We start from the raw sequence: 22,958 nt of genomic DNA, 5'->3' as shown, positions 1-22,958 counted from the left end.
AGCCCGGGTATTCAGGCAGGTCAGGCCGACACGACACGGCCGGCATCGATGGTGATGCGCCGCTCGCAGCGCGCCGCGATGGCCTGGTCGTGCGTCACCAGCACCAGCGTGGTCCCGAGTTCGCGGTTGAGTTCGAACATCAGGGACATGACGGTCTCGCCGGTGGCGAAGTCCAGGCTGCCGGTGGGCTCGTCGGCCAGCAGCACCGCCGGCTGCACCACAAAGGCCCGCGCCAGCGCCACACGCTGCTGCTCGCCGCCCGACAACACCTTGGGGTAATGGCCCAGCCGCTCACCCAGGCCGACGCGCTTGAGCATCTCGGTGGCCATCGAACGGGCGTTTTTGGCGCCCGACAGTTCCAGCGGCAGCATGACGTTTTCCAGCGCGCTCAGGTTGCCCATGAGCTGGAAGCTCTGGAACACAAACCCGACCTTCTGCGCGCGCAGGGCCGCGCGGTCGTCTTCGCTGAGGGCAAAGAGGTCCTGCCCGGCCAGCTTGACCGTGCCCTGGGTGGGTGTATCGAGCCCGGCGATGATGGACAGCAAGGTGCTTTTGCCCGAGCCGGAGGCGCCCACGATGGCGGCGGTTTCGCGCGCGGCGAGCGAGAAGTCAATATCGCGCAAAATGGCCAATGTGCCGGTGGAGTCGGTGACCGACTTGAAAACATGCTCCACGGAAATAATTGAAGCTGTCTGGGACTTTGCAGCCGCATCGGGAACGCCGGTTGCTGCGAAGGCCCTGGAAGCCTCATTCACGCCACTCACTGCGGGTTCAAACATGTCAGCCTTGTCGAAAAATATGAAATCAGACTTTACCAAGCTTGCCGTCCAAACGGCAAAGCAACTGGTAAAACCTTTGGCCGCGCTGCTCATGGCCGCTTTGCTGGGCACCGTCCCGGCCGCGTGGGCGCAAACACCCGCTTCCGCGGCCCAAGGCGAGACGGTGCTGGTCGTCGGTGACTCCCTGAGCGCCGAATACGGCCTCAAGCGCGGCACGGGCTGGGTGCCGCTGCTCGAAAAACAGCTCGCCGGCGAAAAGAAGGCCGCCAAAGTCGTCAACGCCAGCATCAGCGGCGACACCACCTCGGGCGGGCGTTCCCGCCTGCCGGCCCTGCTGGCGCAGCACAAGCCAGCCGTGGTGGTGATCGAGCTGGGTGGCAACGATGCCCTGCGCGGCCTGCCGCTGGACATGACGGAGCAAAACCTCAGCGCCATGACCCAGGCCGCCAAGAAAGCCGGCGCGCGGGTGCTGCTGGTCGGCATGCAGGTGCCACCCAACTACGGCGGCGCCTATGCCGCGACTTTTTCGGGCCTCTTCGCCAAGATCGCCAAGGCGGAAAAAGTCGCGCTGGTGCCCTTCTTCCTCAAAGGCATCGCCGACGTCGCCGACCCGGTGGCCAACTTCCAGGCCGATCGCATCCACCCCAATGAACAGTCGCAGGCCCGCATGCTGGCCAATGTGTGGCCGGAACTGAAGAAACTGATCAAGTGAGCCTGGACCGCATTTCCGCCGAAGAGGCGCTGGCCACCCTGGGCCGTTACTCCGACATCATCGACGCCCGCAGCGAGGGGGAATATGCCGAGGACCACCTGCCCGGCGCGTTGAACTGGCCCAGCCTGCACGACGAGGAACGAAAAATCGTCGGCACCCAGTACAAGCAGATCAGCCAGTTCGAGGCCAAAAAACTCGGCGCGGCGCTGGTGGCGAAAAACATTGCCGAACATATCCAGCGCGACGTGCTGGACAAGCCCCGGGAGTGGCAGCCGCTGCTTTACTGCTGGCGCGGCGGCAAACGCAGCGGCGCGCTGGCCCTGGTGCTGAACCAGATCGGCTTCAGGATCACGCTGGTGGACGGCGGCTACAAGGCCTTCCGGGCGGCGCTGGTGGCCGACCTGCCCCAGCTGGCCGCGCGCTTTCATTACCAGGTGGTGTGCGGCCCCACGGGCTCGGGCAAGACCCGGCTGCTGCAGGCGCTGGCGGCTGAAGGCGCGCAGGTGCTGGACCTGGAAGCGCTGGCCAGGCACCGCAGCTCAGTGCTGGGGGCGATTCCCGGCGTGGAGCAACCCAGCCAGAAGGCTTTTGACAGCGGCATCTGGTCGGCACTGCGCGGTTTCGACCCGGCCAGGCCCGTCTACATTGAAAGTGAAAGTAAAAAAGTCGGCAATGTGGCGGTGCCAGAAGGGCTGATCACCGCCATGCGCGCCACCCCCTGCCTGCAGATCGAACTGCCCCAGGACGAACGGGTGGCGCTGCTGCTGGAGGACTATGCCTTCTTCGCGAAGGACGCCGAATTTTTCTGCGAACGCCTGGGCGCCCTGACCGAGGCGCGCGGCAAGGCCGTGGTGCAGGACTGGCAGGCGCGCGCCCGCGCCGGCGACGTGGCCTCGGTGGTCCGCGAGCTGCTGGTCAAGCACTACGACCCGGGCTACCTGCAGTCGATGCAGCGCAATTTTGTGCAGTTCGCGGCAGCCCGTGTGCTCTCTCCGCGCGACCGCAGCGCCGGCGCCATGGCCGCGCTGGCCCGGGCCCTGCTGGCCGAAAACGCCCTGCCCTGAAACAACAAACCCGGCGCCACCTTGACGGTGGGCCGGGTTTGCCGGTGTTGGAGCTGGGGCTTGTTCAGGGAGCCGGGTCAGCGGGCGGCACGCCGCCGGGGGTATCGCCCGGCTCGTCCGGCGCATCGGTGCCGTCGTCGGCGGCATCATCCGGCTTGCCCTCGGCCTTGCGCTTGAGCTTTTCTTCTTTTTTGCGTTTTTTCGCAAGCTCTTTCTGGCGCTTTTCGTAAGAGTAATTGGGAGTTGCCACTGCGTGCTTTCGTGAATAGGTAACCCTTACTGTACTGCATTGCCGTCACGGCCTATCAGGCTTTTGCCCGGGGTTTTAATCAGGGTTTTAATCAGGCTTTTCCCAGGGCTTGCGTGATGTCCGCCTGCAGGTCGGCGACCGCCTCCAGGCCCACTGAAAAGCGCACCAGGCCCCCTTTGTAAGGCCAGGGTGTGGTGCGCAGCGACGGGATGTCATAGGGCGCGCACAAACTCATCGGGCCGGCCCAGCTGTACCCGATCTTGAAGAGCTGCAGGCTGTCGCAAAAGCGGTCCACACGCTCAGGGGTGAATTCGGGTTTGAAGATGGCGCTCAGCAGGCAGGCGGCACCCGCGCAGTCGCGCTTCCAGGCTTCATGGCCGGGCGAGCCGGGCAAGGCCGGGTGCAGCACGGTGACGATTTCGGGCCGGCCGGCCAGCCAGGCGGCCAGCTCGCGCGTGGCCGCATCCTGGGCGGCATATCGCAAAGCCATGCTGTTGAGGCCGCGCAGCACCAGTTCAGCATCGTTGCCGGCGATGCCGAAACCAATGCGCATGTGGCAGAAGTGGACCAGGTGGTGCAAAGCCTCGTCGCGCGTGACGACGGAGCCCATGAGCACGTCGGCGCCGCCGCTGGGGTATTTGGTCAGGGCCTGCACCGAGATGTCGAGGCCCAGGTCAAAGGCGTTGAAGGCCAGGCCCGCGCCCCAGGTGTTGTCGAGCGCGGTCACGATGCCGTTGGGGTGCGCATCCTTGTGCGCCTTGACGGCCGCGACCAGCGCCGGCATGTCGGGGAACTCCAGCGTGATGGAGCCAGGCGCTTCCACCCACACCAGCCGGGTTTTGGGGCTCAGCTTGGCGGCCAGGTCGGCCGGGTTCATCGCGTCGTAAAAGCGGTGGGTGATGCCCCAGGCGGCCAGCTCGCCCTGCGCGAAGCTCTTGTTGGGCCCGTAGGCGTTGTCGGGGATCAGCAGCTCATCGCCGGCCTTGAGCAGCGCCATGCCGACGAGCACCACCGCCGCCAGGCCGCTGGGCACCAGCGTGCAGTATGTGCCGCCTTCGAGGGTGGCGATGCGCTCTTCCAGCGTGAAGGTAGTCGGCGTGCCGTGCAGGCCGTAGGTGTAGCCGGTCTTGTGCTTCCAGTCGCGGCTGCGCAGTGCGGCGACGGTGGGAAAGGCAATGGTGGAAGCCTTGTAGACCCCGGGCGGAATCGAGTCAAACCCGGCGGGTGGCTTGTAGGGATGGTGGATCAGGGTGGTGGATGTTTCACTCATCCATAGATATTAACGGCAAGCCTCGCGCACCGTAGCACGCGGCGTAAAACAAAGGCCATTGCCCAGCCCCTCCCATTCCAGCAGGGGCCGCGGGACTGGCTTTGCCAGACCGCAGGCGCAGCGCCCCCGAGGGGCTGGAGCCCGCGGCTCCAAGCCTGCCTGCGCAGGCTTGGACGGGCGACAGAGGCGAAGCGTCTCGCGAGCCGCGGCCTGCAAGGCCTCGCGCATTACACGCAGTGAAAAGCGTGGGGGCCTATATCTTCCATTTGGCCATGAGCTGCGCTGGTGACAGCGAGTCATAGCCCTCAAACGGCTGGTGAATCCACGGGTTGGTGGGCAACAGTTCAACCGAGTAATCCGGCTGGAAGGTGGAAACGCCCTTGGTCCAGATCACCGCGCTGCGCAGCTCGGTGATGGGCTTGTAGTTGTTTTTGAGCTGGTGGATCACGGCGTTGAGCGTGTGGCCGGAATCGGCCAGGTCGTCGACCAGCAGCACTTTGCCGGCGATCTCGCCCTTGGGCGTGGTGATGAAGCGCGCAATGTCGAGGTTGCCCTGCGTCATGCCGGCATCGGCGCGGTAGGAACTGGTGGACATGATGGCCAGCGGCTTGTCGAAGATGCGCGACAGGATGTCGCCGGGGCGCATGCCGCCGCGGGCCAGGCACAGGATGGTGTCGAACTGCCAGCCGGACTGGTGGATCTTGATGGCCAGTTTTTCAATCAGGTTGTGGTACTCGTCATAGCTCACGTAGAGATGCTTGCCGTCTTCTGTCAACATGGGTGGCGCTCCTGATGTATTCGCTGGAATTCGCGGGCAAAAAAATGTGACCGGTACCGCTCAGGCGGCGGCGTAGGGATTGCGCAGCAGGATGGTGTGGTCGCGGTCCGGGCTGGTCGAAATCATGGCGATGGGCACACCTGTCACTTCCTCGATGCGGTGCAGGTATTTCTGCGCGGCCGCGGGCAGCTTGTCGTATTCGGTGACGCCGACCGTGCTCTGGCTCCAGCCCGGCATGGTTTCGTAAATCGGCTTGCAGCGTTCGATTTCCTCGGCGCCCATGGGCAGGATGTCAGTGATGTGGCCGTCGAGTTCGTAACCGGTGCACAGCTTGAGTTCATCGATGCCGTCGAGCACGTCGAGCTTGGTGATGCACAGGCCCGACAGCCCGTTGACCTGGGCCGAGCGCTTGAGCAGCGCGGCGTCAAACCAGCCGCAGCGGCGGCTGCGCCCGGTGGTCACGCCTTTTTCGGCGCCCACGGTGGAGAGGTGGTAGCCCACGGTGCCGGGCTTTTCCCAGTCGAGTTCGGTCGGGAAAGGCCCGCCGCCGACACGCGTGCAATAGGCCTTGGTGATGCCCAGGATGTAGTGCAGCATGCCCGGGCCCACGCCGGCGCCGGCGGCGGCATTGCCGGCCACGCAGTTGCTGGAGGTGACATAAGGGTAGGTGCCGTGGTCGACGTCGAGCAAGGTGCCCTGCGCGCCTTCAAACAGCAGGTTGGCGCCGCCCTGGTGCGCGTCGTTGAGTTCGCGCGAGACGTCGGCCATCATGGGCTTGAGCAGCTCGGCGTGGCGCATGGCTTCGGCATACACGGTGTCGAAGTCAACGGCCGGGGCGTGCAGGTAGCCGGTCAGCACGAAGTTGTGAAGTTCCAGCAGGTCGCGCAGCTTGGCGGCGAAGCGGTCGGGGTATTTGAGGTCCTGCACGCGCAGCGCGCGGCGGGCAATCTTGTCTTCATAGGCGGGGCCGATGCCGCGGCCTGTGGTGCCGATCTTGGTGGTACCGCCCTTTTCGCGGTAGGCTTCGCGCGCGATGTCGAGCGCGGCGTGGAAAGGCAAAATCAATGGGCAGGCTTCGCTGATGCGCAGGCGCGAACGCACCTCGACGCCGGCTTTCTCCAGGCCTTCGATTTCCTCGAACAGCTTGGCGGCCGACAGCACCACGCCGTTGCCGATGTAGCACTTCACGCCCGGGCGCATGATGCCGCTGGGGATCAGGTGCAGCGCCGTCTTCACGCCGTTGATGACCAGCGTATGGCCGGCGTTGTGGCCGCCCTGGAAGCGCACCACACCCTGCGACATTTCGGTGAGCCAGTCGACCAGCTTGCCCTTGCCTTCGTCGCCCCACTGGGTGCCCACGACCACGACATTGCGGCCCGCGTCTGCGGTTTGTTTGTTTGTCATCTTCAATTCTCTTTAAGGTTTGTTGGGATCAAGCCGGACGGGGGGGCGCGGGGCCCTCACGCGGCTTTCTTCAGGGGCTGGACCACCCATTGACCGGCAGCGTGGGCCAGTTCGCGGTCGCAATCGAATTCGTTGACTTCATGTTCATGGCCGGGCAGCACACAAGCCACGGTCTCACCGCCGGCGCGCAGGCGGGCGATGGCCGCGCGCAGGCCGGCGTCTTCGCCCCAGGGCGCGCGGATGGCGGCCTTCAGGGGCCGGGGCGGCAGCACGCTGACGAGCTCTTTCAGGTCCAGGCTGAAACCTGCCGCCGGGCGGTTGCGGCCGAACACGGCGCCGACTTCGTCATAACGGCCGCCGCGCGCCAGCTCGGCGCCCTGCCCGTAGATGGCAAAACGGGTGCCGCTGTAATAGGCGTAGCCGCGCAGGTCGGCCAGGTCGAAGCTGACCTTGACTTCGCCTTTTTCACCCCGGGTGTGGGCGGCCAGCCATTTGAGGTTTTGCAGTGCGGCTTTCAGGCCGGTCGAGGAAGGCAGGGCTTTTTCGGCTTCGGCCAGGACCTTCTCGTCGCCGTAGAGCTGCAGCAGCGCCTTGAGGCCTTCACGTGCCTCGGCGGAGATGCCGCTGTTGGGGCTGGCGGTGAGGCTGTCGAGTTCGCTGGCGTCCTTGGCCGCGAGCGCGGTGTGGATCAGCGCCAGGGTTTTGGCGTTGACGGTGGCGCCGGCCAGCAGGCTGTTGACGATGCGCACGTCGGCCATGTCGACGCTCAATGCCGTGACGCCGGCCGCCTTGAGGCCTTCCAGCGCCAGTTGCTGGGCTTCGAGGTCGGCTTCCAGCCCGGCATGGCCGTAGATCTCGGCGCCGAACTGCAGCGGCTCGCGGGTTGCGTGGGGGCGGTCGGTGCGGGTGTGCAGCACCGGGCCGCAGTAGCACAGGCGGGCCACGCCGCTGCGGTTGAGCAAATGGGCGTCAATGCGGGCGACCTGGGGGGTGGTGTCGGCGCGCAAGCCGAGGGTGCGGCCGGAAAGCTGGTCGACCAGCTTGAAAGTCTGTAAATCCAGCGCTTCGCCGGTGCCGGTCAGCAGCGACTCGAGATGCTCGAGCAGCGGCGGCATGACGAGTTCATAGCCATAGCTGCGGGCGGTGTCCAGAAACAGGCGGCGCAGCTCTTCGATGTGGCGCGCCTCGGAGGGCAGGACATCGGCAATTTGATCGGGCAATTGCCATGATGACGACCAGGCGGGCATTGTAATTTTCGTGGGCTGTTAAAAACAGCATTTTACCGGGCTTGAAGCCTGTTTTCGGCCTGCGTAAGGCCGGATTAGCCACTCAGGCGGAAATACTGCCGCCTGCTGCGGCTTGCCGGTGTGATGAATGAGAAGCGAAATTCAGCTCAGCCACAGCAGCAGGACCACGCCCGCCGCGATGCTGCACAAACCGAAGAAGCGGATCTGGCCGTTGCCCAGGGTGAGAATTTGCTCGAACATGCGGCGCCAGCCGCCGGGGGAGATGAAGGGCAACAAGCCCTCGATGACCAGCATCAGGGCCAGTGCCAGCCAGAAGGTGTTGCCGTCCACGACGGCTTATTTTTTGGCGGGTGCGGCGCCGCTGCCGGAGCCCGGGCTGCGCATGGCCTTGAAGAAATCGGACGATGGGTCGAGCACCATCACGTCGCTTTTCTTGCTGAAGGCGGCTTTGTAGGCGTCCAGGCTGCGGTAAAACTGGGCGAACTGCGGATCCCGGCCGAAGGATTCGGCATAGGCGCGCGCAGCCTCGGCATCGCCCTCGCCTTTGACCTTCTGCGCGTCGCGGTAGGCGTTGGCGATGGTCACTTCGCGCTGGCGGTCGGCGTCGGCGCGGATTTTTTCGCCTTCGGCTGCGCCGGTGGAGCGCAGTTCATTGGCCACACGCTGGCGCTCGGCCACCATGCGCTTGTAGACGGAATCGGTGATGGCTTCCACATAGTCCACGCGCGTGATGCGCACGTCGACCACGTCCACCCCCCAGGGCTGGGCGCCCTGCACGGCCTGCAGCACCTCGCGCTTGACGTCGGCCATCAGCGCTTCGCGCTTGAGCGACAGCAAATCCTTGACGGTGCGCTTGTTGATCTCTTCCTGGAAGGCATTGCGGACCACGCGGCTGAGCTGGTTGGCGCCGGCTTTTTCGTCCAGGCCGACATTGCGGATGTATTCGGTGGGCTGGGTGATGCGCCAGCGCACGTACCAGTCGATGACGACGCGCTGCTTTTCAGCCGTCAGCATGGGCTCGGCGTCGACGCTGTCGAGCACCAGCAGGCGCTTGTCGATGTACGAGACGTTCTGGAAAGGCGGCGGCATCTTGAAATGCAGGCCGGGCTCGGTGACCACGTCCTTGATCTGCCCCAGGGCATAGACCACGCCGAACTGGCGTTGGTCGACCACGAACAGCGTGGAACTGAGCAGCGCCAGCAGGACGAGCAGCGAGGAAACAATAAATCCAACTCTATTCACGATCGTCTTCCTTAGCGTGTTTCACGTTCGCGCGAACGGGCGGAGTCGCGCGAACGGGCATCGAGGGGTGGCAGGCTGGAAATGGGGGCGGCAGGCACGGAGGACGAAGAGGCCGAACCGGGGACCAACGGGGTTTCCCCGTTCACCGCGGCATCGCCCTGCGCGCTCATCTGCATGATCTTGTCGAGCGGCAGGTACAGCAGGTTGTTGCCCTGGCGGGAATCGACCAGCACCTTGGTGACGTTGGTGTAGACCTGCTGCATGGTGTCGGTGTACATGCGGTCGCGCGTGACCTGGGGCGCCTTCTGGTATTCGGCCAGCACCGAGCGGAAGCGCTGCGCATCACCCTGGGCCTGCGCCACGATCTTGGCCTTGTAGGCTTCGGACTCTTCCTTTAGCCGCGAGGCGGAACCGACGGCGCGCGGAATCACGTTGTTGGCGTAAGCCTGGGCTTCGTTCTTGGCGCGCTCGCGCTCCTGGCCGGCCTTGAGCACGTCGTCAAACGCCGCCTGGACCTGTTCGGGCGGGCGCACGCCGCTTTGCTGCAGGTTGATGCCGACGACTTCCACGCCGACCTTGTAGCGGTCCAGGATGGTCTGCATCAGGGCGCGCACACGGGGGCCGATCTGGTCGCGCTCGTCGGCGAGGGCCAAATCCATCTTCATCTTGCCGACGACTTCGCGCACGGCGGTTTCGGCGGCCTGGACGACCGCGGCGGACGGGTCCTTGCTTTCAAACAGGTAGGCGCGCGCATCGTTGAGGCGGTACTGCACGGCGAATTTGATTTCGACGATGTTCTCGTCCTCGGTCAGCATGGCGGAGTCGCGCAGGCCGGTGGCCTTGATGATGACGTCGCGGCCGACGTCCACCGAGCGGATTTGCGTGACCACGACGATCTCATGGCGCTGGACGGGATAAGGCAGGCGCCAGTTGAAGCCGGCACCCACGGTGGAGTGGTATTTGCCGAACTGGGTGATGACGGCCTGCTGGCCTTCCTGGACGATGAAAAAGCCGGTTCCGAGCCAGATCAGCACGGCGACGCTGGCAATCAGGCCGACGCCGATACCGGCGCTTTTCATGTCGGGCTGGAAACCGCCGCCGCTGCCGCCGTTGTTGCCGCCGCCATTGCCGCGGCCGAAGCCGCCGCGATTCGGGTTGTTTTTGTTGCCGCCGAAAAGGCCGCCCAGCTTGCGGTTGAAGTCGCGCCAGAGTTCGTCGAGGTCGGGCGGTCCCTGATTGGGGCCCTGCCCTTGCGGACGATTGACGGGCCGTTGCGGCTGCTTGTCCTCACGGGGGGCCTCGGGCTTGGAGTCGTCGGAGGACGGTTTGTCGTCGTCCCGGCCCCAGCGCGGATCATTGAGGTTGAACATGCCTTGGGCGCGTTGCTTGAGCCGGCCCGGCAAGGTCGTCAAGGTCTGCAGCACGGGGTTCAGATTCATGGGATCAAACTCACTTTTTTTCATTACACCGACATTGTGCCTAACGAAACCGCCATATCAGGCAAGGTCCTCGGCAGTTTGGGGGAATTCCTCGGTCGGCGTACTGGCCGCATAGCTGGCCAGCAAGGCCCGCAGAAGCGGCAGGCCCTCGCCTGTCTGGGCGCTCACGAACACCCGTTCAACGCTGCGGCTGGAGCCCTCAAACGCGTCCCTGAGTTCGAACATGTCCTGCAGGTGCAGGGGCAAGCTGTCCTTTTCAATAGCGTCCAGCTTGTTGAACACGAGTATTTGCGGCACGTCGGCCGCGCCTATCTCGGACAGCACGCGCTGGACCTGCTCGATCTGTTCAAGGTAGTCGGGGTTGGCGCCGTCCACCACGTGCAGCAGCAGGTCGGCATCGGCCGCCTCTTGCAGGGTCGCGGCGAAAGCGTCGATCAGGCCGTGCGGCAGGTCGCGGATGAAGCCCACGGTGTCCGACAGCGAGACCGAGCGCGCGGAGTCGCCCAGGTAGAGCTGGCGCGTGGTGGTGTCCAGCGTGGCGAACAGCTGGTCGGCCGCATAGGCGCGCGCCTTGACCAGAGAATTGAACAGCGTGGATTTCCCGGCGTTGGTGTAACCCACGAGTGAAATCGTGAAGGAGTTGCGGCGCTCGCGCTGTTTGCGCTGGGTTTGCCGCTGCTTCTTGACCTTGGCCAGTCGCTCCTTGGTGCGTTTGATGGCGTCGCCGATCATGCGCTTGTCGAGTTCGATCTGCTTTTCACCCGGGCCGCCGCGCACGCCGGCCCCGCCGGTCTGCCGCTCCAGGTGGGACCAGCGGCGCACGAGGCGCGTGGACGTGTATTGCAGCCTGGCCAGCTCGACCTGCAGCTTGCCCTCATGGCTGCGCGCGCGCTGGGCGAAGATTTCGAGGATCAGCAAGGTCCGGTCGTTGACCGGCATGTCGAGGTGGCGCTCGAGGTTGCGCTGCTGCGCCGGGCTCAGGGACTGGTCGAAGAGAATTTCGGTGGCACCTGTGTCCAGCGCCATCAGCTTGATTTCGTCAGCCTTGCCGCTGCCGATGAACAGCGCCGCGTCGGGCGCCTTGCGCCTGCAGGTGACGCGCGCAACCGGCTGCAGGCCCGCTGTTTGCGCGAGCAAACCCAGTTCCTGCAGATCGGCATCAAAGTTCGGGAGCCCGAGATCCACCCCGACAAGAAGTACGAGGGGTTTCGGGTTCACCGGAGCATCGAACGAACTCAGCTGGCGGGGCTTTCTTCAGACTCGTTGGTCGCGAAATTTACCGCGCGGCCAGGAACGATGGTGGAAATCGCATGCTTGTAGACCATCTGGGTCACAGTGTTGCGAAGCAGAACCACATATTGATCGAAAGATTCGATCTGGCCCTGCAATTTGATCCCGTTGACGAGATAGATGGAAACAGGAACATGCTCGCGACGCAAGGTGTTGAGAAATGGATCCTGCAAGAGCTGGCCTTTGTTATTGCTCACGATATTTTCCGTGTTCAAAAGTTAATAGAACTTGACCTTACCACAGCGCGTCGGCCGGGTCATGTAGTCCTAGGCCGATTCCTTGTCTTTAAAGGGGTTGTGCGAGCTTTTCATCTGGATGCGCAAAGGCGTGCCGACCAGGTCGAACTCCTTGCGGAAGCGCCCTTCGAGGTAGCGCTTGTAGGCATCGGTGACGTGCTCGAGCGAATTGCCGTGGATGATGATGATGGGCGGGTTCATGCCCCCTTGGTGCGCATAGCGCAGCTTGGGGCGGAACACGCCCGAGCGCTGGGGCTGCTGGAATTGCACCGCCTCGAGCAGCAGCCGGGTCAGGACCGGCGTGGACATCTTGCGGTTGGCAGAGGCATGGGCCTGCACGATGGACTTCCAGACCGGACCCAGGCCCTGGCGTTTGATGGCCGAAATCGAATGGATGGCGGCGAACTTCAGGAAGCCAAGGCGGGTCTCGATGGAGCGCTCCAGCAGCTCGCGCTGGTAGGAGTCGATCGCGTCCGACTTGTTGATGGCCACGACCACCGAGCGGCCGCTTTCGAGGATGTAGCCGGCGATGTGGGCATCCTGGTCGGTCACGCCCTGGGTCGCGTCGAGCAGCAGGAGCACCACGTTGGCGTTCTCGATGGCCTGCAGCGTCTTGACGACGGAAAACTTCTCGATGGCCTCAAAAACCTTGCCTTTGCGGCGCAGGCCGGCCGTGTCTATGAGTTCAAACTTCTGCCCCGCCCGCTCGAAAGGCACCGAAATGGTGTCCCGGGTCGTACCCGGCAGGTCGAAGGCCACCAGGCGCTCTTCGCCCAGCCAGGTGTTGATCAGCGTGGATTTCCCCACATTGGGGCGCCCGGCCACAGCCAGGCGTATGACGGAGGGATCCTGCGGCTCGGGCTCCTCTTCCGGATCCGGCAGGTTGAGCGGCGCCAGCGCCATGTCGACCAGCGTGCGCATGCCCTGGCCGTGCGAGGCGGACACCGCCAGCATCTCGCCCAGGCCCAGTTCGAAGAACTCGGACAGCTGTATACCCTCTGTCATGCCTTCGGCCTTGTTGGCCGTCAGCACCGTGGGCTTGCCCAGCTTGCGCAGGTATTTGGCGATGTCGTGGTCCTGGGCGTTGATGCCGGCGCGGGCGTCGACCACAAAAACCACCACGTCGGCTTCGGCGACCGCCTGCCGGGTCTGCTTGGCCATTTCCTTGTAGATGCCGGAGGCCGCATCGGGTTCAAAGCCGCCAGTGTCGATCACGATGTACTCGTGGGGACCCAGTTTCCCGTTACCGTAATGACGATCGCGCGTCAGGCCGGCAAAATCGGCCACGATCGCATCCCGCGTCTTGGTCAGCCGGTTGAAGAGCGTCGACTTGCCCACGTTGGGGCGGCCGACTAGCGCAATGACAGGTTTCATCAATCAGTTTCTGGCGGGGCTTGTAGCCCTTTATTGGGGCTGGAAGCCGTAGACGCCGCCGTTGTGGGTCACGGCGACCAGCGTATTGCCGACCAGCACCGGCGTGGCGGCAATGGCCGAGCCGTCGGTGGGCAGGCGGTTGAGCAGGGAGCCGTCTTCCCGCGACAGCAGGTGGATGTAGCCCGCAAAGTCGCCGACAGCAATGGAGCGCCCCACCACCACCGGTGCGGTCAGGCTGCGGTAGCGCAAGCGCTCGGTGGTCCAGGCGCGCTCGCCGTCGGCGCGGCGCCAGGCGATGACGTTGCCGTCGGCTTCAGTGCCGAACACAAAGCGGTCGTCGCCGTCCACGCCCTGCATGCCGTTGGCGGCCTTGGTCCAGAGCAGGTTGCCGCGCGCGGCGTTGACGCAGCCGACGCTGGCCTGGAAGGCCCGCGCGCACACCACATCACCCTGGCGGCTGACGCGGCCGACCAGGTCGACCAGGCGCTCCACATCGTTGATGCCGCGCGGCGTGGCAATCGGGGACTCCCAACGGATGCTGCCGTTCGCAGGGTTCAGGCCCGCCAGGCGGCCGGCCAGGCCCACCACCAGCGTATCGCCCACGGCCAGCATCACGCCGGACTGGCGAAGGATGAGGGGCTCGTTGGGGCGCTGCTGCGCCCACAGTTTGCGGCCCGTCTGGCCGTCAAAGGCATTGACCGAACGGTCCGCCGCGAGCACGAACACCCGCGAGCCGGCCACGAAAGGCGCGGTGAAGGCCTGGGCGCCCAGCTTCTGGCGCCACAGTTCGCGGCCGTCCTGCAAGGCGACGACTTCATTGGCCTTGGTCACCACGGCCACGACTTTTCCGTCATTGCCGGCGCCCGCCGCCAGGGGCGTATTGAGCGCAAGGCGCCAGACGTCGCGCCCGGTCTGGGCGTCCAGCAGGGCCACGGCGCCGTCGCCGCTGGCGACCGCAACAGTGCTGCCCGAGACTCCGGTTTCGAGCGGAAAGTTCACCTGGCCGACGCGCGTGGTCCATACCTGGCGGGCGGACACCAGGGCCGTCACGGGCTGGAGTTCAGCCGGCTGGGGCTTGGTGGGACCACCGCCGAAAAAGGAACATCCGCCCAAAACTGCGAACAAAGCAATGGCGGCCGGAATGCGCACTGCCTGGGCCAGCGGCCGGAAAGACGATGGGATCATTTCTTCACCTCGGGAGTCGATGCTGCGGTTGCGGATGGCTTGGCTTTCGCGGCCGGGTCGACGCCCAGTGCGTTGAGCTTGACCTCGACGAGGCGGCGGTACTCGGCGCGCTCGTCAAGTTCCTTGTAGGCTTTTTCATATTCCACTTTAGCCTCGGCCTTTTTGCCTTGCGCGACAAAAATGTCGCCGCGGCGGTCGGCGGCGAGTGCTGTGAACGCCTTGGGGAAAGTGCCTGAAGCCTGCTGGAGCGCTTCGTCATAGGCCTTCTTTTCGAGCAGCAGCCCGGCAAGGCGCAGGCGGGCGATGGCCTGGTAGCTTTCGTCGGAGGATTTTTCGGCGACCCAGGTCAAGGCGGCGCGAGACGCGTCGACGTTGCCCTTGTCGTAGTAGGCACGCGCGGCCAGCAAGCCGGCTTGCTGGGCATAGGTGGTGCCGCCAAAACGCTCTTTCATGTCCGCCAGCGAACGGTCGATTTTGGCAACGTCGCCCGACTGCACGGAGCGTTCGACTTCGTCGTACATGACCGAGGCCTGTGCCGCCTGGCTGCGCTGCCAGTAGTGGTAGCCGTTCCAGGCCGCGAAGGCGCCCAGGACGATGATCAACGTCCAGGTGATGAGGTCACCGTACTGTTTCCAGAAGTGCTTGAGTTCGTCAAGCTGTTCCTGCTGTTCCAAATCGAGGTGTTTTGCCATAAAAGTCTTCTTGTTCTGCCCGGTGACGGCGCGGATTGAGTTGGGGTGATTGTAGAGGCCAGCGACAGGTGCCCCGCCGGGTGCCCGGCCCGGCGGCTCAGCCGCGCAGGGTGTGCGCCCAGGCCGCGGCATCGGCCAGTGGCTGGAGCGCCTGGGCCTGCAAGGCCTGGTCTTTTTCGCCGCGCAGGTGTTTGACCGCGACACAGCCCTGGGCGAGTTCATCCGCGCCAAAAATCAGCGCATAGCGCGCGCCGCTGCCGTCGGCCTTCTTGAACTGGGACTTCATGCTGCCCATGCCCTCCCCCGTGCCGGCGTGCATCTGCACCTTGATGCCGGCGGCGCGCAAGGCCTCGCAGGCGGCCATCGCGGCGGGTACCGCGTCCGCCGACGGCAGGATGGCGTAGGCGTCGGGGGCGTTCTCGGGCGGCAGCGCGCCGACCGCCTCAAGCAGCAGCAGCATGCGTTCCACGCCCATGCCCCAGCCGACCGCCGGTGTGGGCTTGCCGCCCAGTTGCTCGAACAGGCCGTCGTAGCGTCCGCCGCCGCAGACCGTGCCCTGGGAGCCGAGCTTGTCGGTGATCCACTCGAAGACGGTGAGGTTGTAGTAGTCCATGCCGCGCACCAGGCGCGGGTTGATGCGGTAGGCCACGCCTGCCGCGTCGAGCACCGCGCGCACCGCGTTCAGATGGGAAAGCGAGGCTTCGCCGAGGAAATCCATCAGCTGCGGCGCCGCTTCGACCATGGCCTGCATGGCGGGGTTTTTCGTGTCGAGGATGCGCAGCGGGTTGCTGTGCAGCCGGCGCCTGGCGTCTTCGTCCAGCATGTCGGCATGCGCCTCGAAGTGCGCGACCAGCGCGGCGCGGTGCGCCAGGCGCTCAGCCGGCTGGCCCAGGCTGTTCAGTTCGAGCCGCACGTGCTCCATCGGAATGCCCAGATCGCGCAGCAGCGCCCGGCACATCAGGATCTGCTCGGCATCCACGTCGGGCCCGGCAAAGCCCAGCGCCTCGACGTCGATCTGGTGGAACTGGCGGTAACGGCCCTTTTGCGGCCGCTCATGGCGAAACAGCGTCACCGCTGACCAGACCCGCATCGGCCCGTTGTACAGCGCGTTGTGCTCGACCATCGCGCGCACGATGCCGGCGGTGGCCTCGGGGCGCAGTGTGAGCTTGTCGCCGTTCATCGAATCGACAAAGGAGTACATCTCCTTCTCGACGATGTCGGTGACCTCGCCGAGGCCGCGCACGAAGAGCGCCGTCGGCTCGACGATGGGCGTGCGCACGTTGGCGTAGGCGTAACGCGCCATCAGCGCGCGCACCTTGGCCTCGAACCACTCCCAGCGCGCCGATTCGGGCGGCAGGATGTCGTTCATGCCTTTGACGGCGACGAGTTTTTCCGTCTTCGCCAAAGCAGGCTTCTCCGCCGCGGCGGCAGTCGTTTTTTCAACCATGGGTATTACGCGGCTTCAGCGACGGCGTGCGTGCCAAAGCGTTTTTCTATGTAGTTTTCAACGATGGCCTGGAACTCGTGCGCGATGTTGTCGCCGCGCAGGGTCAGCCGTTTTTCGCCGTCAATGAACACCGGCGCGGCCGGCGCTTCGCCGGAACCGGGCAGGCTGATGCCGATGTCGGCATGCTTGCTCTCGCCCGGGCCGTTGACGATGCAACCCATCACGGCGACCTTGAGGCCTTCGACGCCGGGATACTGCTCGCGCCAGACAGGCATCTGGGCACGCAAAAAATCGTCGATCTGCTTGGCCAGTTCCTGGAAGGTGGTGCTGGTGGTGCGGCCGCATCCCGGGCAGGCCGTGACGCTGGGCACAAAAGTCCGCAGGCCCAGGGCCTGGAGGATTTCGGAGGCGATCACCACTTCCTGGGTGCGGGCCTCGCCCGGCTGGGGAGTCAGGGAGACGCGAATGGTGTCGCCCACGCCTTCCTGCAACAAAATCGACAGCGCGGTGGCGGAAGCCACCGTGCCCTTGGTGGCCATGCCGGCTTCGGTCAGGCCCAGGTGCAGCGCGTGGTCAGTGCGCTTGGCCAGTTCGCGGTACACGGAGATCAAATCCTGGACGCCGCTGACCTTGCAGGACAGGATGATCTGGTTGCGGGCCATGCCCATTTCTTCGGCGCGCTGGGCAGAGTCCACCGCGGAGGTGATCAGCGCCTCGTACATCACCTGCCGGGCGTCCCAAGGGGTTTCGCGGCGGCTGTTTTCGTCCATCAGGCTGGCCAGCAATTCCTGGTCGAGGCTGCCCCAGTTCACGCCTATGCGCACGGGCTTGTTCCAGCGCATGGCCACTTCGATCATCTGGCCGAACTGGCGGTCGCGCTTGTCGCCCTTGCCGACATTGCCGGGATTGATGCGGTATTTGGACAAGGCCTCGGCACAAGCCGGATAGTCGGTGAGCAGGCGGTGGCCGTTGTAGTGGAAGTCGCCGATCAGGGGCACGTCGATGCCCATGCGGTCGAGCTGCTCGCGCACATAGGGGACGGCCTGGGCCGCTTCAGGCGTGTTGACGGTGATCCGGACCATCTCCGAGCCCGCCAGTGCAAGTTCTTTCACCTGGATGGCGGTGCCTATGGCGTCCACCGTGTCCGTGTTGGTCATGGACTGGACGCGCACCGGCGCATCGCCCCCCACGGTCACGATGCGCGAACCCCAAGCCACCTGCGACTGCAGGGAACGCCGCGCCTTGGGAAAGGCGGATTCAATGGGAAGGCAGGCCTGAAGCACTATTTCACCTCGAACCGGGCAACGTTGTCCCTGGCGACCGCGTTCAGGTCAAAAGCCTGCCCGCGCACCTGCACCTGCGTGACGTCCGCCTTGCCCACGACGGCAGCCATCGGCAATACACCCGACGCGCCGGCGACTTCGCCGGCGGTCAGCAGGCGGCGCAGCACGACCGTGCCTTTCGCGTCTATCACTTCGACCCAGGAGTCACCCTTGGCGCGGAAGGTCACGATGCCTGCGGGCGCCGCTTGCGCCGGTTGCGAGGCTGCAAGGACTGGAACGGGCGCGGCAGCGGCGGGCGTTGTAGCAACGTTGGCTGGCGCTGGCGCCGGAGTGGCTGTTGCGGGGGCAAGCGCAGACATGGACAAAGGAACAGCCGCCATCGCGGCGGCGGACGTGGAAGGCAGGCCGCCGGGTGCCGAGGCGCTGGCGGCGGCGAAAGGCTCATGCGCCTGCGCCGCAGGCATGGTCGCCTTGGCGTCGTCGGCAAGCCCGGGGCCGGACATTGCCACGGCGGCGGGCAATGGCTTGACGGCCTCACCCATGGACGGCGGCATGGTGTCAGCGTCGGTTTTGCTGCTGCCATCCTGCTTGGGCATGAAAATCAGCACAAGGGCGCCCAGAAGCAGAAGCAGGCCGGCCAGAACGGCCTGTTTGGAAACCTGGGTCCAGACCGAGGGACTGGGGCCCTCGCCCGGCGTACGGAATGGGGCGTTGATGCCCGATCCCTGGTAAGTCAGTTTGGGCGCGGTGGTCTGGGGCAAAAGGCCCAGCACGGGAGCAGCATCCAGCTTGAGCGTGCGGCACACGCTGGAAGCCAGCGCCCGCACGAACACGGCGTCAGGCAGCAGGTCAAACCGGTCCTGTTCAAGCGCTTCGAGCTTTTTCACGGGAACCTTGAGCGACACCGCAAGGGCGGCGATGTGCATTCCCGCCGCCTCCCTGGCCTGGCGAAGCAATGTCCCGGCCGTCGGCTCGGGGGCCGGCATGCCGCTGTTGCCGAAGCCTGCCGCTTCGCCGTCCAACTGCCCACCCGGCACCGCGTCAAGGTCACTCATTGAAGGAGCCCTTCTCATAGGCAGCCGCTTCACGGGACTGCGCAAAACGTTTTTTCAGCTGATCGCCGAGTTGCACCACCGCTTCCCGGTTGTTCAATTTTTGTTCGGTCTTGACGCCCAGCCACAGGCTTTCGGCGTTGGCCAGGTCACTGTTGTTGATGCGGCGGATGTAGAACTGGGCGCGCGTCAGTTCGCCGCGCTGGTACAAAAGATTGGCCAGGTTGTAGCCGGTAACCGGGTTGCCCGCGTCCAGCTCATAGGCCTGCATAAGGCTTTGCTCAGCCTCCGCCAGCTGCCCGGCGCGAACCTGGCAAACGCCTTGCGTCATCAGGGTTTTGGCCCTGCCTGCATAGGTGGGATTGGCCATCGCCTGGCCGAAAAAACGCATCGCGTCGTTGTAACGGCCCTGCTGGCACATCAGCCAGCCGTAGTTGTGCGCGACATCCGCATCGCGCGGATTCAACGCGAGCGCGCGGCGAAAACTGTCTTCCGCCATCGGAATGTCATTCAGGCGCATGTACGCCAGGCCGCGCAGGTTGTAGGCATCCGCAAACGTGGGGTCGGCCAGCAGCGACTGCTTGATCTCATCGAGCGCCACATTGGTCTGGCCCTGCTCGAAGTAGCCCGAGGCCAGTTCGAGCCGCAACCGCGCGCGCCGGCGCCCGTCGGGCTCATCCGATTCGGTGACGATGTCATTGCGGGCGCCGGAAGCCGCGGGAGATCCGGGAGCCCCTTGTTGGGCACACCCCGCCAACAGCACGACCAGCCAGCAAGCCGGCATCCAGATCACATTGGAGAAAAACCTCATACACCCATCCCCTTGGCCACAACGACCTTGATTCCCCCGAGCATACCTTGCCGTTGCGCCGCCATGCGCTGGTCAACGCCCGTGCGGTCCTGCACATCGCCGGCGAGTTGCCCGCACGCCGCATCGATGTCGTCGCCGCGGGTTTTTCGCACGGTGGTCACAATCCCCGCGTCCATCAGGATTTTCGCGAATGCGGTGACTTGCGGCATGTCGGAACGTTTCAGGCCCGAGGCCGGAAAGGGATTGAAAGGAATCAGGTTGAACTTGCAGGACAGGCCGCGCGCGCCGTGCGCCTGGACCAGCGACACCAACTGGCGCGCATGCTCGGGCTGGTCGTTCACGCCGTCCAGCATGCAATATTCGAAGGTGATGAAGTCCCGGGGGGCCGACGACTGGTAGCGGGTGCAGGCTTCCAGCAATTCCGCGATGGGGTATTTTTTGTTCAGCGGCACAAGGTTGTCGCGCAGCGTGTCTTCGGGCGCATGCAGCGAGACGGCCAGCGCCACAGGACAATCCTTGGCAAGCCGGTCGATCATGGGCACCACACCCGAGGTGGACACGGTAACCCGCCGGCGTGACAGGCCGTAGCCGTGGTCGTCCAGCATGACCTTGAGCGCCGGGAGCAACTGCCCGTAATTCTGCAGGGGCTCGCCCATGCCCATCATGACGACGTTGGAGATCACCCGCTCCTCACGGCCCAGGTGCTTGCGCAGGAAGTGTTCGGCGAACCACAGCTGGGAAATGATTTCCCCCGTGGTCAGGTTGCGGCTGAAGCCCTGGTGGCCCGTCGAACAGAACCGGCAGCCCACGGCACAGCCGGCCTGCGAGGAAATGCAAAGCGTTCCCCGGTCGGTTTCGGGAATAAAAACGGTTTCGATGACATCTCCGCCGCCGACGTCGAACAGCCATTTGATGGTGCCGTCGGTGGAATCATGGCGGGAGACGACTTTGGGGCCCTCGATGTGGGCCGATTCGGGGAGCTTTTCGCGCAGGGACTTCGCCAGGTCCGTCATCTGCGTGAAATCCGTCGCCCCTTTCTGGTGAATCCAGCGAAAGAGCTGCGTGGCGCGAAAGCGCTTTTCGCCAAGCCGCTCGCAGAAGGCGGCCAAACCATCCAGATCGTAATCAAGCAGGTTGGCCGTCATCGCAGCGGGCAGCCGGCTGAACCGCCCCAAGCAAGCGACGGCCCTGGAAAGGGGTAGCAAGGCATGGGGCTGGACATGTTTTAACGCGAGTAAACGTTCATGCCGGGGAAAAAGAAGGCAATTTCCACCTTGGCGGTTTCAGCGGCGTCAGAGCCGTGCACGGCGTTGGCGTCGATGCTGTCGGCGAAGTCGGCGCGAATGGTGCCGGCCGCGGCCTTCTTGGGATCGGTGGCGCCCATCAGGTCGCGGTTCTTCAGGATGGCGCCTTCGCCTTCCAGCGCCTGGATCATCACCGGGCCGGAAATCATGAAGGAAACCAGGTCCTTGAAGAAAGGACGCTCTTTGTGCACGGCGTAGAAAGCCTCGGCTTCGCCTTGCGACAGGTGAGCCATGCGGGCGGCCACGACCTTCAGGCCGGCAGCTTCAAAACGCGCATAGATCTGGCCGATCACGTTTTTTGCCACTGCGTCGGGTTTGATGATGGAGAGAGTGCGTTCGATTGCCATGAGAGTTCCTTAAGGAGATTTTTTGGATTTTTAAATTATTCAAAAATTGAATAAAGCCTACGATTTTAACCTGCGGCCTTTGCGCCGCAGATCAACCCTGTGATTCAAAGTGCTTCTGTGGCGCTCAGCGATTTCCGCCACGGTTTCCACCGCCGCGATTGCCGCCCCCGCGGTTTCCACCGCCACCACCACCGCCGGTGCGGCGCTGGCCGCCTGCATTGCCGCCGCCCATGCCCGCGCCGCCGCGGCGCTGTTGCCCCTGGCCTTGGCCCTGGCGCTGCCTCGTGAAGGTATCCGCGCCGATGTAGCCGAAGGAGGTCTTCATGGGGTCGGGTTGGGCGCCGCCGGGAAGCTTGTCGCCGCGATCGCCACGGTCCCCGCGGTCGTCACGCCGTTTTTGCCCCTGCATGCCCCCGCCATTGCCATTGCCCGGAGGCGGTCCCGTCCGGGGGCCCGGCCCGGCATTGCCACCCTGCCCGCGGCCCTTGCCACCGCGGCGGCGGTTGCCCCTGGGCGCAGAATCGTTTCTCGGAAGTGGCGGCTGCGAATCATCAGGATCCTGCTCATCGCCATCTTGCGGCGCGGCATTGGCCGGAGCCATGTCCGGGGTGACGGGAAACCGGTCTCGTCCGCCGCGTGGGCGCTCGTTCCTGCGCGGGCCGCGCCCTTGCAGTGGTTGGCCGCCCTCGCCGCCCGGCGTGCCCGCCTGGGGACCTGCGGCGGCCGCGCGTGGATCGGCGCGGGATTCGGAACGGGTGACAGCACTGGTCAGGGCCCAGATATCGCGCTCGTCCAGTTCGACAAACGCGCCGCGTTTGAGGCCGCGCGGCAGCACCATGGCCCCGTAACGGATGCGGATCAGGCGGCTGACGGCGTGGCCGACCGCTTCGAACATGCGCCGGACTTCGCGGTTGCGGCCCTCGGAAATCGTGACCCGGTACCAGCAGTTGGCGCCTTCGCCGCCGCCGGCTTCGATGGAGCCGAACTGGGCGACGCCGTCGTCCAGGGTCACGCCTTCGAGCAGGCGTTTTTTCTCTTCGTTGTTCAGGGCGCCGAGCACGCGAACCGCGTATTCGCGCTCAAGGCCGAAACGTGGGTGCATCAGCTTGTTAGCCAGTTCGCCGGAGCTGGTAAGCAACAGCAGGCCTTCGGTGTTCAGGTCAAGGCGCCCCACCGATTGCCATTTGCCCTGGAACAGCTTGGGCAGGCGGCGGAACACCGTCGGGCGGTTCTGCGGGTCGTCGTGGGTAACGACCTCACCGGTAGGCTTGTGGTACGCAATCACGCGCGGCGGCGGCGGGTCGATCCGCACGCGGATCGGCTTGCCGTTGACCTTGACCGTATCGCCGAACTGGATGCGCTGGCCGATGTGGGCCGGCTCCGCATTGACCGAAATCCGGCCTTCCAGGATCAGTTGCTCCATCTCCAGGCGGGAGCCCAGGCCGGCCTGGGCCAGCACCTTGTGAAGCTTGGGGGTTTCGGGCTGCGGCGACAGCACGCGCTTGGGCGGCGCTAGGGCGACGTCTTCTTCGTCGGCGTCAAACTGGCCGGTCACGACATCTTCAAAACGGATTGCACCCACGGCCGGCGCGGCATTGCGGCCCTTGGCCTGGCGCGGCGGCGGTGTCATTCCGGCCTCTGTATCTGCCGCCTCGGGCGCGTCCTGCTCGGGCAGCCCAGGGGACGCCGCCTTGGTCTGGTCTTCGGGCACGTCCATGGGTTCTGGGGCAGGAGGGTCTTGTTGCGTCATTT

General features: G+C 65.0%; 23 protein-coding genes. 2 read left to right on the top strand and 21 right to left on the bottom strand.

Annotated elements, in window-relative coordinates:
• Positions 1-20: 20 nt before the first annotated feature.
• Entirely contained in the window at positions 21-779 is a 759-nt protein-coding gene (locus ACLV8F_RS04995; RefSeq protein ID WP_411883140.1) for an ABC transporter ATP-binding protein, read from the bottom strand.
• A gap of 91 nt (positions 780-870) precedes the next feature.
• Between ACLV8F_RS04995 and ACLV8F_RS04990 the strand changes: the two genes are divergently transcribed.
• Positions 871-1,491 carry an arylesterase gene (locus ACLV8F_RS04990; protein ID WP_411883166.1) on the top strand — a complete coding sequence of 207 codons (621 nt, stop codon included), beginning with the start codon at positions 871-873 and terminating at the stop codon, positions 1,489-1,491.
• Complete coding sequence (gene mnmH, locus ACLV8F_RS04985; RefSeq protein WP_411883139.1) at positions 1,488-2,555, top strand: tRNA 2-selenouridine(34) synthase MnmH; 1,068 nt, start codon at positions 1,488-1,490, stop codon at positions 2,553-2,555. Before ACLV8F_RS04990 ends, mnmH begins: the two co-directional genes overlap by 4 nt.
• Positions 2,556-2,619: 64 nt before the next feature.
• Here mnmH and ACLV8F_RS04980 read toward each other — a convergent pair whose 3' ends face one another.
• The 20 genes from ACLV8F_RS04980 to ACLV8F_RS04885 form a co-directional block, all read right to left on the bottom strand.
• Positions 2,620-2,805, bottom strand: coding sequence for a hypothetical protein (locus ACLV8F_RS04980; protein ID WP_411883138.1), 186 nt, complete (start codon positions 2,803-2,805; stop codon positions 2,620-2,622).
• A 91-nt stretch (positions 2,806-2,896) separates the two neighbouring features.
• Positions 2,897-4,075 (bottom strand): PLP-dependent transferase, encoded by a 1,179-nt coding sequence (locus ACLV8F_RS04975; RefSeq protein WP_411883137.1) that lies wholly within the window; start codon positions 4,073-4,075, stop codon positions 2,897-2,899.
• Positions 4,076-4,328: 253 nt separating this feature from the next.
• Entirely contained in the window at positions 4,329-4,853 is a 525-nt protein-coding gene (locus ACLV8F_RS04970) for a phosphoribosyltransferase (protein ID WP_411877599.1), read from the bottom strand.
• A gap of 60 nt (positions 4,854-4,913) precedes the next feature.
• Positions 4,914-6,257 (bottom strand): adenylosuccinate synthase, encoded by a 1,344-nt coding sequence (locus ACLV8F_RS04965; RefSeq protein WP_411883136.1) that lies wholly within the window; start codon positions 6,255-6,257, stop codon positions 4,914-4,916.
• A gap of 56 nt (positions 6,258-6,313) precedes the next feature.
• Entirely contained in the window at positions 6,314-7,504 is a 1,191-nt protein-coding gene (locus ACLV8F_RS04960; protein WP_411883135.1) for an ATP phosphoribosyltransferase regulatory subunit, read from the bottom strand.
• A gap of 141 nt (positions 7,505-7,645) precedes the next feature.
• The gene (locus ACLV8F_RS04955) at positions 7,646-7,834 is read right to left on the bottom strand and encodes a DUF2065 domain-containing protein (RefSeq protein ID WP_411883134.1); all 189 of its coding nucleotides are present in this window, start codon (positions 7,832-7,834) and stop codon (positions 7,646-7,648) included.
• A 6-nt stretch (positions 7,835-7,840) separates the two neighbouring features.
• On the bottom strand, positions 7,841-8,746 hold the full coding sequence (hflC, locus tag ACLV8F_RS04950) for a protease modulator HflC (RefSeq protein ID WP_411883133.1): 906 nt from the start codon (positions 8,744-8,746) through the stop codon (positions 7,841-7,843).
• Positions 8,747-8,757: 11 nt separating this feature from the next.
• Positions 8,758-10,185, bottom strand: coding sequence for an FtsH protease activity modulator HflK (hflK, locus tag ACLV8F_RS04945; RefSeq protein WP_411883132.1), 1,428 nt, complete (start codon positions 10,183-10,185; stop codon positions 8,758-8,760).
• A 57-nt stretch (positions 10,186-10,242) separates the two neighbouring features.
• Positions 10,243-11,424: a GTPase HflX gene (gene hflX, locus ACLV8F_RS04940; RefSeq protein ID WP_411883165.1), complete on the bottom strand. Its 1,182-nt coding sequence runs from the start codon at positions 11,422-11,424 to the stop codon at positions 10,243-10,245.
• A complete protein-coding gene (gene hfq, locus ACLV8F_RS04935) occupies positions 11,421-11,690 on the bottom strand; it encodes an RNA chaperone Hfq (RefSeq protein ID WP_411883131.1) in 270 nt (89 codons plus the stop codon). The genes hflX and hfq overlap by 4 nt, the downstream gene beginning before the upstream one ends.
• Positions 11,691-11,741: 51 nt before the next feature.
• The gene (gene der / locus ACLV8F_RS04930) at positions 11,742-13,085 is read right to left on the bottom strand and encodes a ribosome biogenesis GTPase Der (protein WP_411883130.1); all 1,344 of its coding nucleotides are present in this window, start codon (positions 13,083-13,085) and stop codon (positions 11,742-11,744) included.
• A 30-nt stretch (positions 13,086-13,115) separates the two neighbouring features.
• The gene (gene bamB, locus ACLV8F_RS04925; RefSeq protein ID WP_411883129.1) at positions 13,116-14,270 is read right to left on the bottom strand and encodes an outer membrane protein assembly factor BamB; all 1,155 of its coding nucleotides are present in this window, start codon (positions 14,268-14,270) and stop codon (positions 13,116-13,118) included.
• Positions 14,267-14,962: a YfgM family protein gene (locus tag ACLV8F_RS04920; protein WP_411883128.1), complete on the bottom strand. Its 696-nt coding sequence runs from the start codon at positions 14,960-14,962 to the stop codon at positions 14,267-14,269. The genes bamB and ACLV8F_RS04920 overlap by 4 nt, the downstream gene beginning before the upstream one ends.
• Before the next feature lie 97 nt (positions 14,963-15,059).
• Positions 15,060-16,409, bottom strand: a complete 1,350-nt coding sequence (hisS, locus tag ACLV8F_RS04915; RefSeq protein ID WP_411883127.1) for a histidine--tRNA ligase — start codon at positions 16,407-16,409, stop codon at positions 15,060-15,062.
• A gap of 5 nt (positions 16,410-16,414) precedes the next feature.
• A complete protein-coding gene (gene ispG, locus ACLV8F_RS04910) occupies positions 16,415-17,692 on the bottom strand; it encodes a flavodoxin-dependent (E)-4-hydroxy-3-methylbut-2-enyl-diphosphate synthase (RefSeq protein WP_411883126.1) in 1,278 nt (425 codons plus the stop codon).
• Positions 17,692-18,747 carry a helix-turn-helix domain-containing protein gene (locus ACLV8F_RS04905; RefSeq protein WP_411883125.1) on the bottom strand — a complete coding sequence of 352 codons (1,056 nt, stop codon included), beginning with the start codon at positions 18,745-18,747 and terminating at the stop codon, positions 17,692-17,694. The genes ispG and ACLV8F_RS04905 overlap by 1 nt, the downstream gene beginning before the upstream one ends.
• Entirely contained in the window at positions 18,740-19,555 is an 816-nt protein-coding gene (pilW, locus tag ACLV8F_RS04900; protein ID WP_411883124.1) for a type IV pilus biogenesis/stability protein PilW, read from the bottom strand. Before pilW ends, ACLV8F_RS04905 begins: the two co-directional genes overlap by 8 nt.
• Positions 19,552-20,700: a 23S rRNA (adenine(2503)-C(2))-methyltransferase RlmN gene (gene rlmN, locus ACLV8F_RS04895; RefSeq protein ID WP_411883123.1), complete on the bottom strand. Its 1,149-nt coding sequence runs from the start codon at positions 20,698-20,700 to the stop codon at positions 19,552-19,554. The genes pilW and rlmN overlap by 4 nt, the downstream gene beginning before the upstream one ends.
• A gap of 80 nt (positions 20,701-20,780) precedes the next feature.
• Positions 20,781-21,206, bottom strand: a complete 426-nt coding sequence (ndk, locus tag ACLV8F_RS04890; protein WP_122956648.1) for a nucleoside-diphosphate kinase — start codon at positions 21,204-21,206, stop codon at positions 20,781-20,783.
• Between the two features lie 124 nt (positions 21,207-21,330).
• Entirely contained in the window at positions 21,331-22,956 is a 1,626-nt protein-coding gene (locus tag ACLV8F_RS04885) for a pseudouridine synthase (protein ID WP_411883122.1), read from the bottom strand.
• Positions 22,957-22,958: the final 2 nt, after the last annotated feature.

This window comes from Polaromonas sp. YR568, assembly GCF_943369675.1.
Classification (GTDB): domain Bacteria; phylum Pseudomonadota; class Gammaproteobacteria; order Burkholderiales; family Burkholderiaceae_C; genus Polaromonas.
This window is presented reverse-complemented; position numbering and strand designations above follow the sequence as displayed.

Excerpts from the sequence above, each read along its gene's own strand:
- ACLV8F_RS04920 (WP_411883128.1), bottom strand. The coding sequence starts at position 14,962 with ATGGCAAAACACCTCGATTTGGAACAGCAGGAACAGCTTGACGAACTC.
- ndk (WP_122956648.1), bottom strand. The coding sequence starts at position 21,206 with ATGGCAATCGAACGCACTCTCTCCATCATCAAACCCGACGCAGTGGCA.
- ACLV8F_RS04970 (WP_411877599.1), bottom strand. The coding sequence starts at position 4,853 with ATGTTGACAGAAGACGGCAAGCATCTCTACGTGAGCTATGACGAGTAC.
- ACLV8F_RS04965 (WP_411883136.1), bottom strand. The coding sequence starts at position 6,257 with ATGACAAACAAACAAACCGCAGACGCGGGCCGCAATGTCGTGGTCGTG.
- ACLV8F_RS04905 (WP_411883125.1), bottom strand. The coding sequence starts at position 18,747 with ATGAGTGACCTTGACGCGGTGCCGGGTGGGCAGTTGGACGGCGAAGCG.
- der (WP_411883130.1), bottom strand. The coding sequence starts at position 13,085 with ATGAAACCTGTCATTGCGCTAGTCGGCCGCCCCAACGTGGGCAAGTCG.
- rlmN (WP_411883123.1), bottom strand. The coding sequence starts at position 20,700 with ATGACGGCCAACCTGCTTGATTACGATCTGGATGGTTTGGCCGCCTTC.
- hisS (WP_411883127.1), bottom strand. The coding sequence starts at position 16,409 with ATGGTTGAAAAAACGACTGCCGCCGCGGCGGAGAAGCCTGCTTTGGCG.
- pilW (WP_411883124.1), bottom strand. The coding sequence starts at position 19,555 with ATGAGGTTTTTCTCCAATGTGATCTGGATGCCGGCTTGCTGGCTGGTC.
- ACLV8F_RS04960 (WP_411883135.1), bottom strand. The coding sequence starts at position 7,504 with ATGCCCGCCTGGTCGTCATCATGGCAATTGCCCGATCAAATTGCCGAT.
- hflK (WP_411883132.1), bottom strand. The coding sequence starts at position 10,185 with ATGAATCTGAACCCCGTGCTGCAGACCTTGACGACCTTGCCGGGCCGG.
- ACLV8F_RS04885 (WP_411883122.1), bottom strand. The coding sequence starts at position 22,956 with ATGACGCAACAAGACCCTCCTGCCCCAGAACCCATGGACGTGCCCGAA.
- ACLV8F_RS04975 (WP_411883137.1), bottom strand. The coding sequence starts at position 4,075 with ATGAGTGAAACATCCACCACCCTGATCCACCATCCCTACAAGCCACCC.
- bamB (WP_411883129.1), bottom strand. The coding sequence starts at position 14,270 with ATGATCCCATCGTCTTTCCGGCCGCTGGCCCAGGCAGTGCGCATTCCG.
- ACLV8F_RS04995 (WP_411883140.1), bottom strand. The coding sequence starts at position 779 with ATGTTTGAACCCGCAGTGAGTGGCGTGAATGAGGCTTCCAGGGCCTTC.
- ACLV8F_RS04990 (WP_411883166.1), top strand. The coding sequence starts at position 871 with ATGGCCGCTTTGCTGGGCACCGTCCCGGCCGCGTGGGCGCAAACACCC.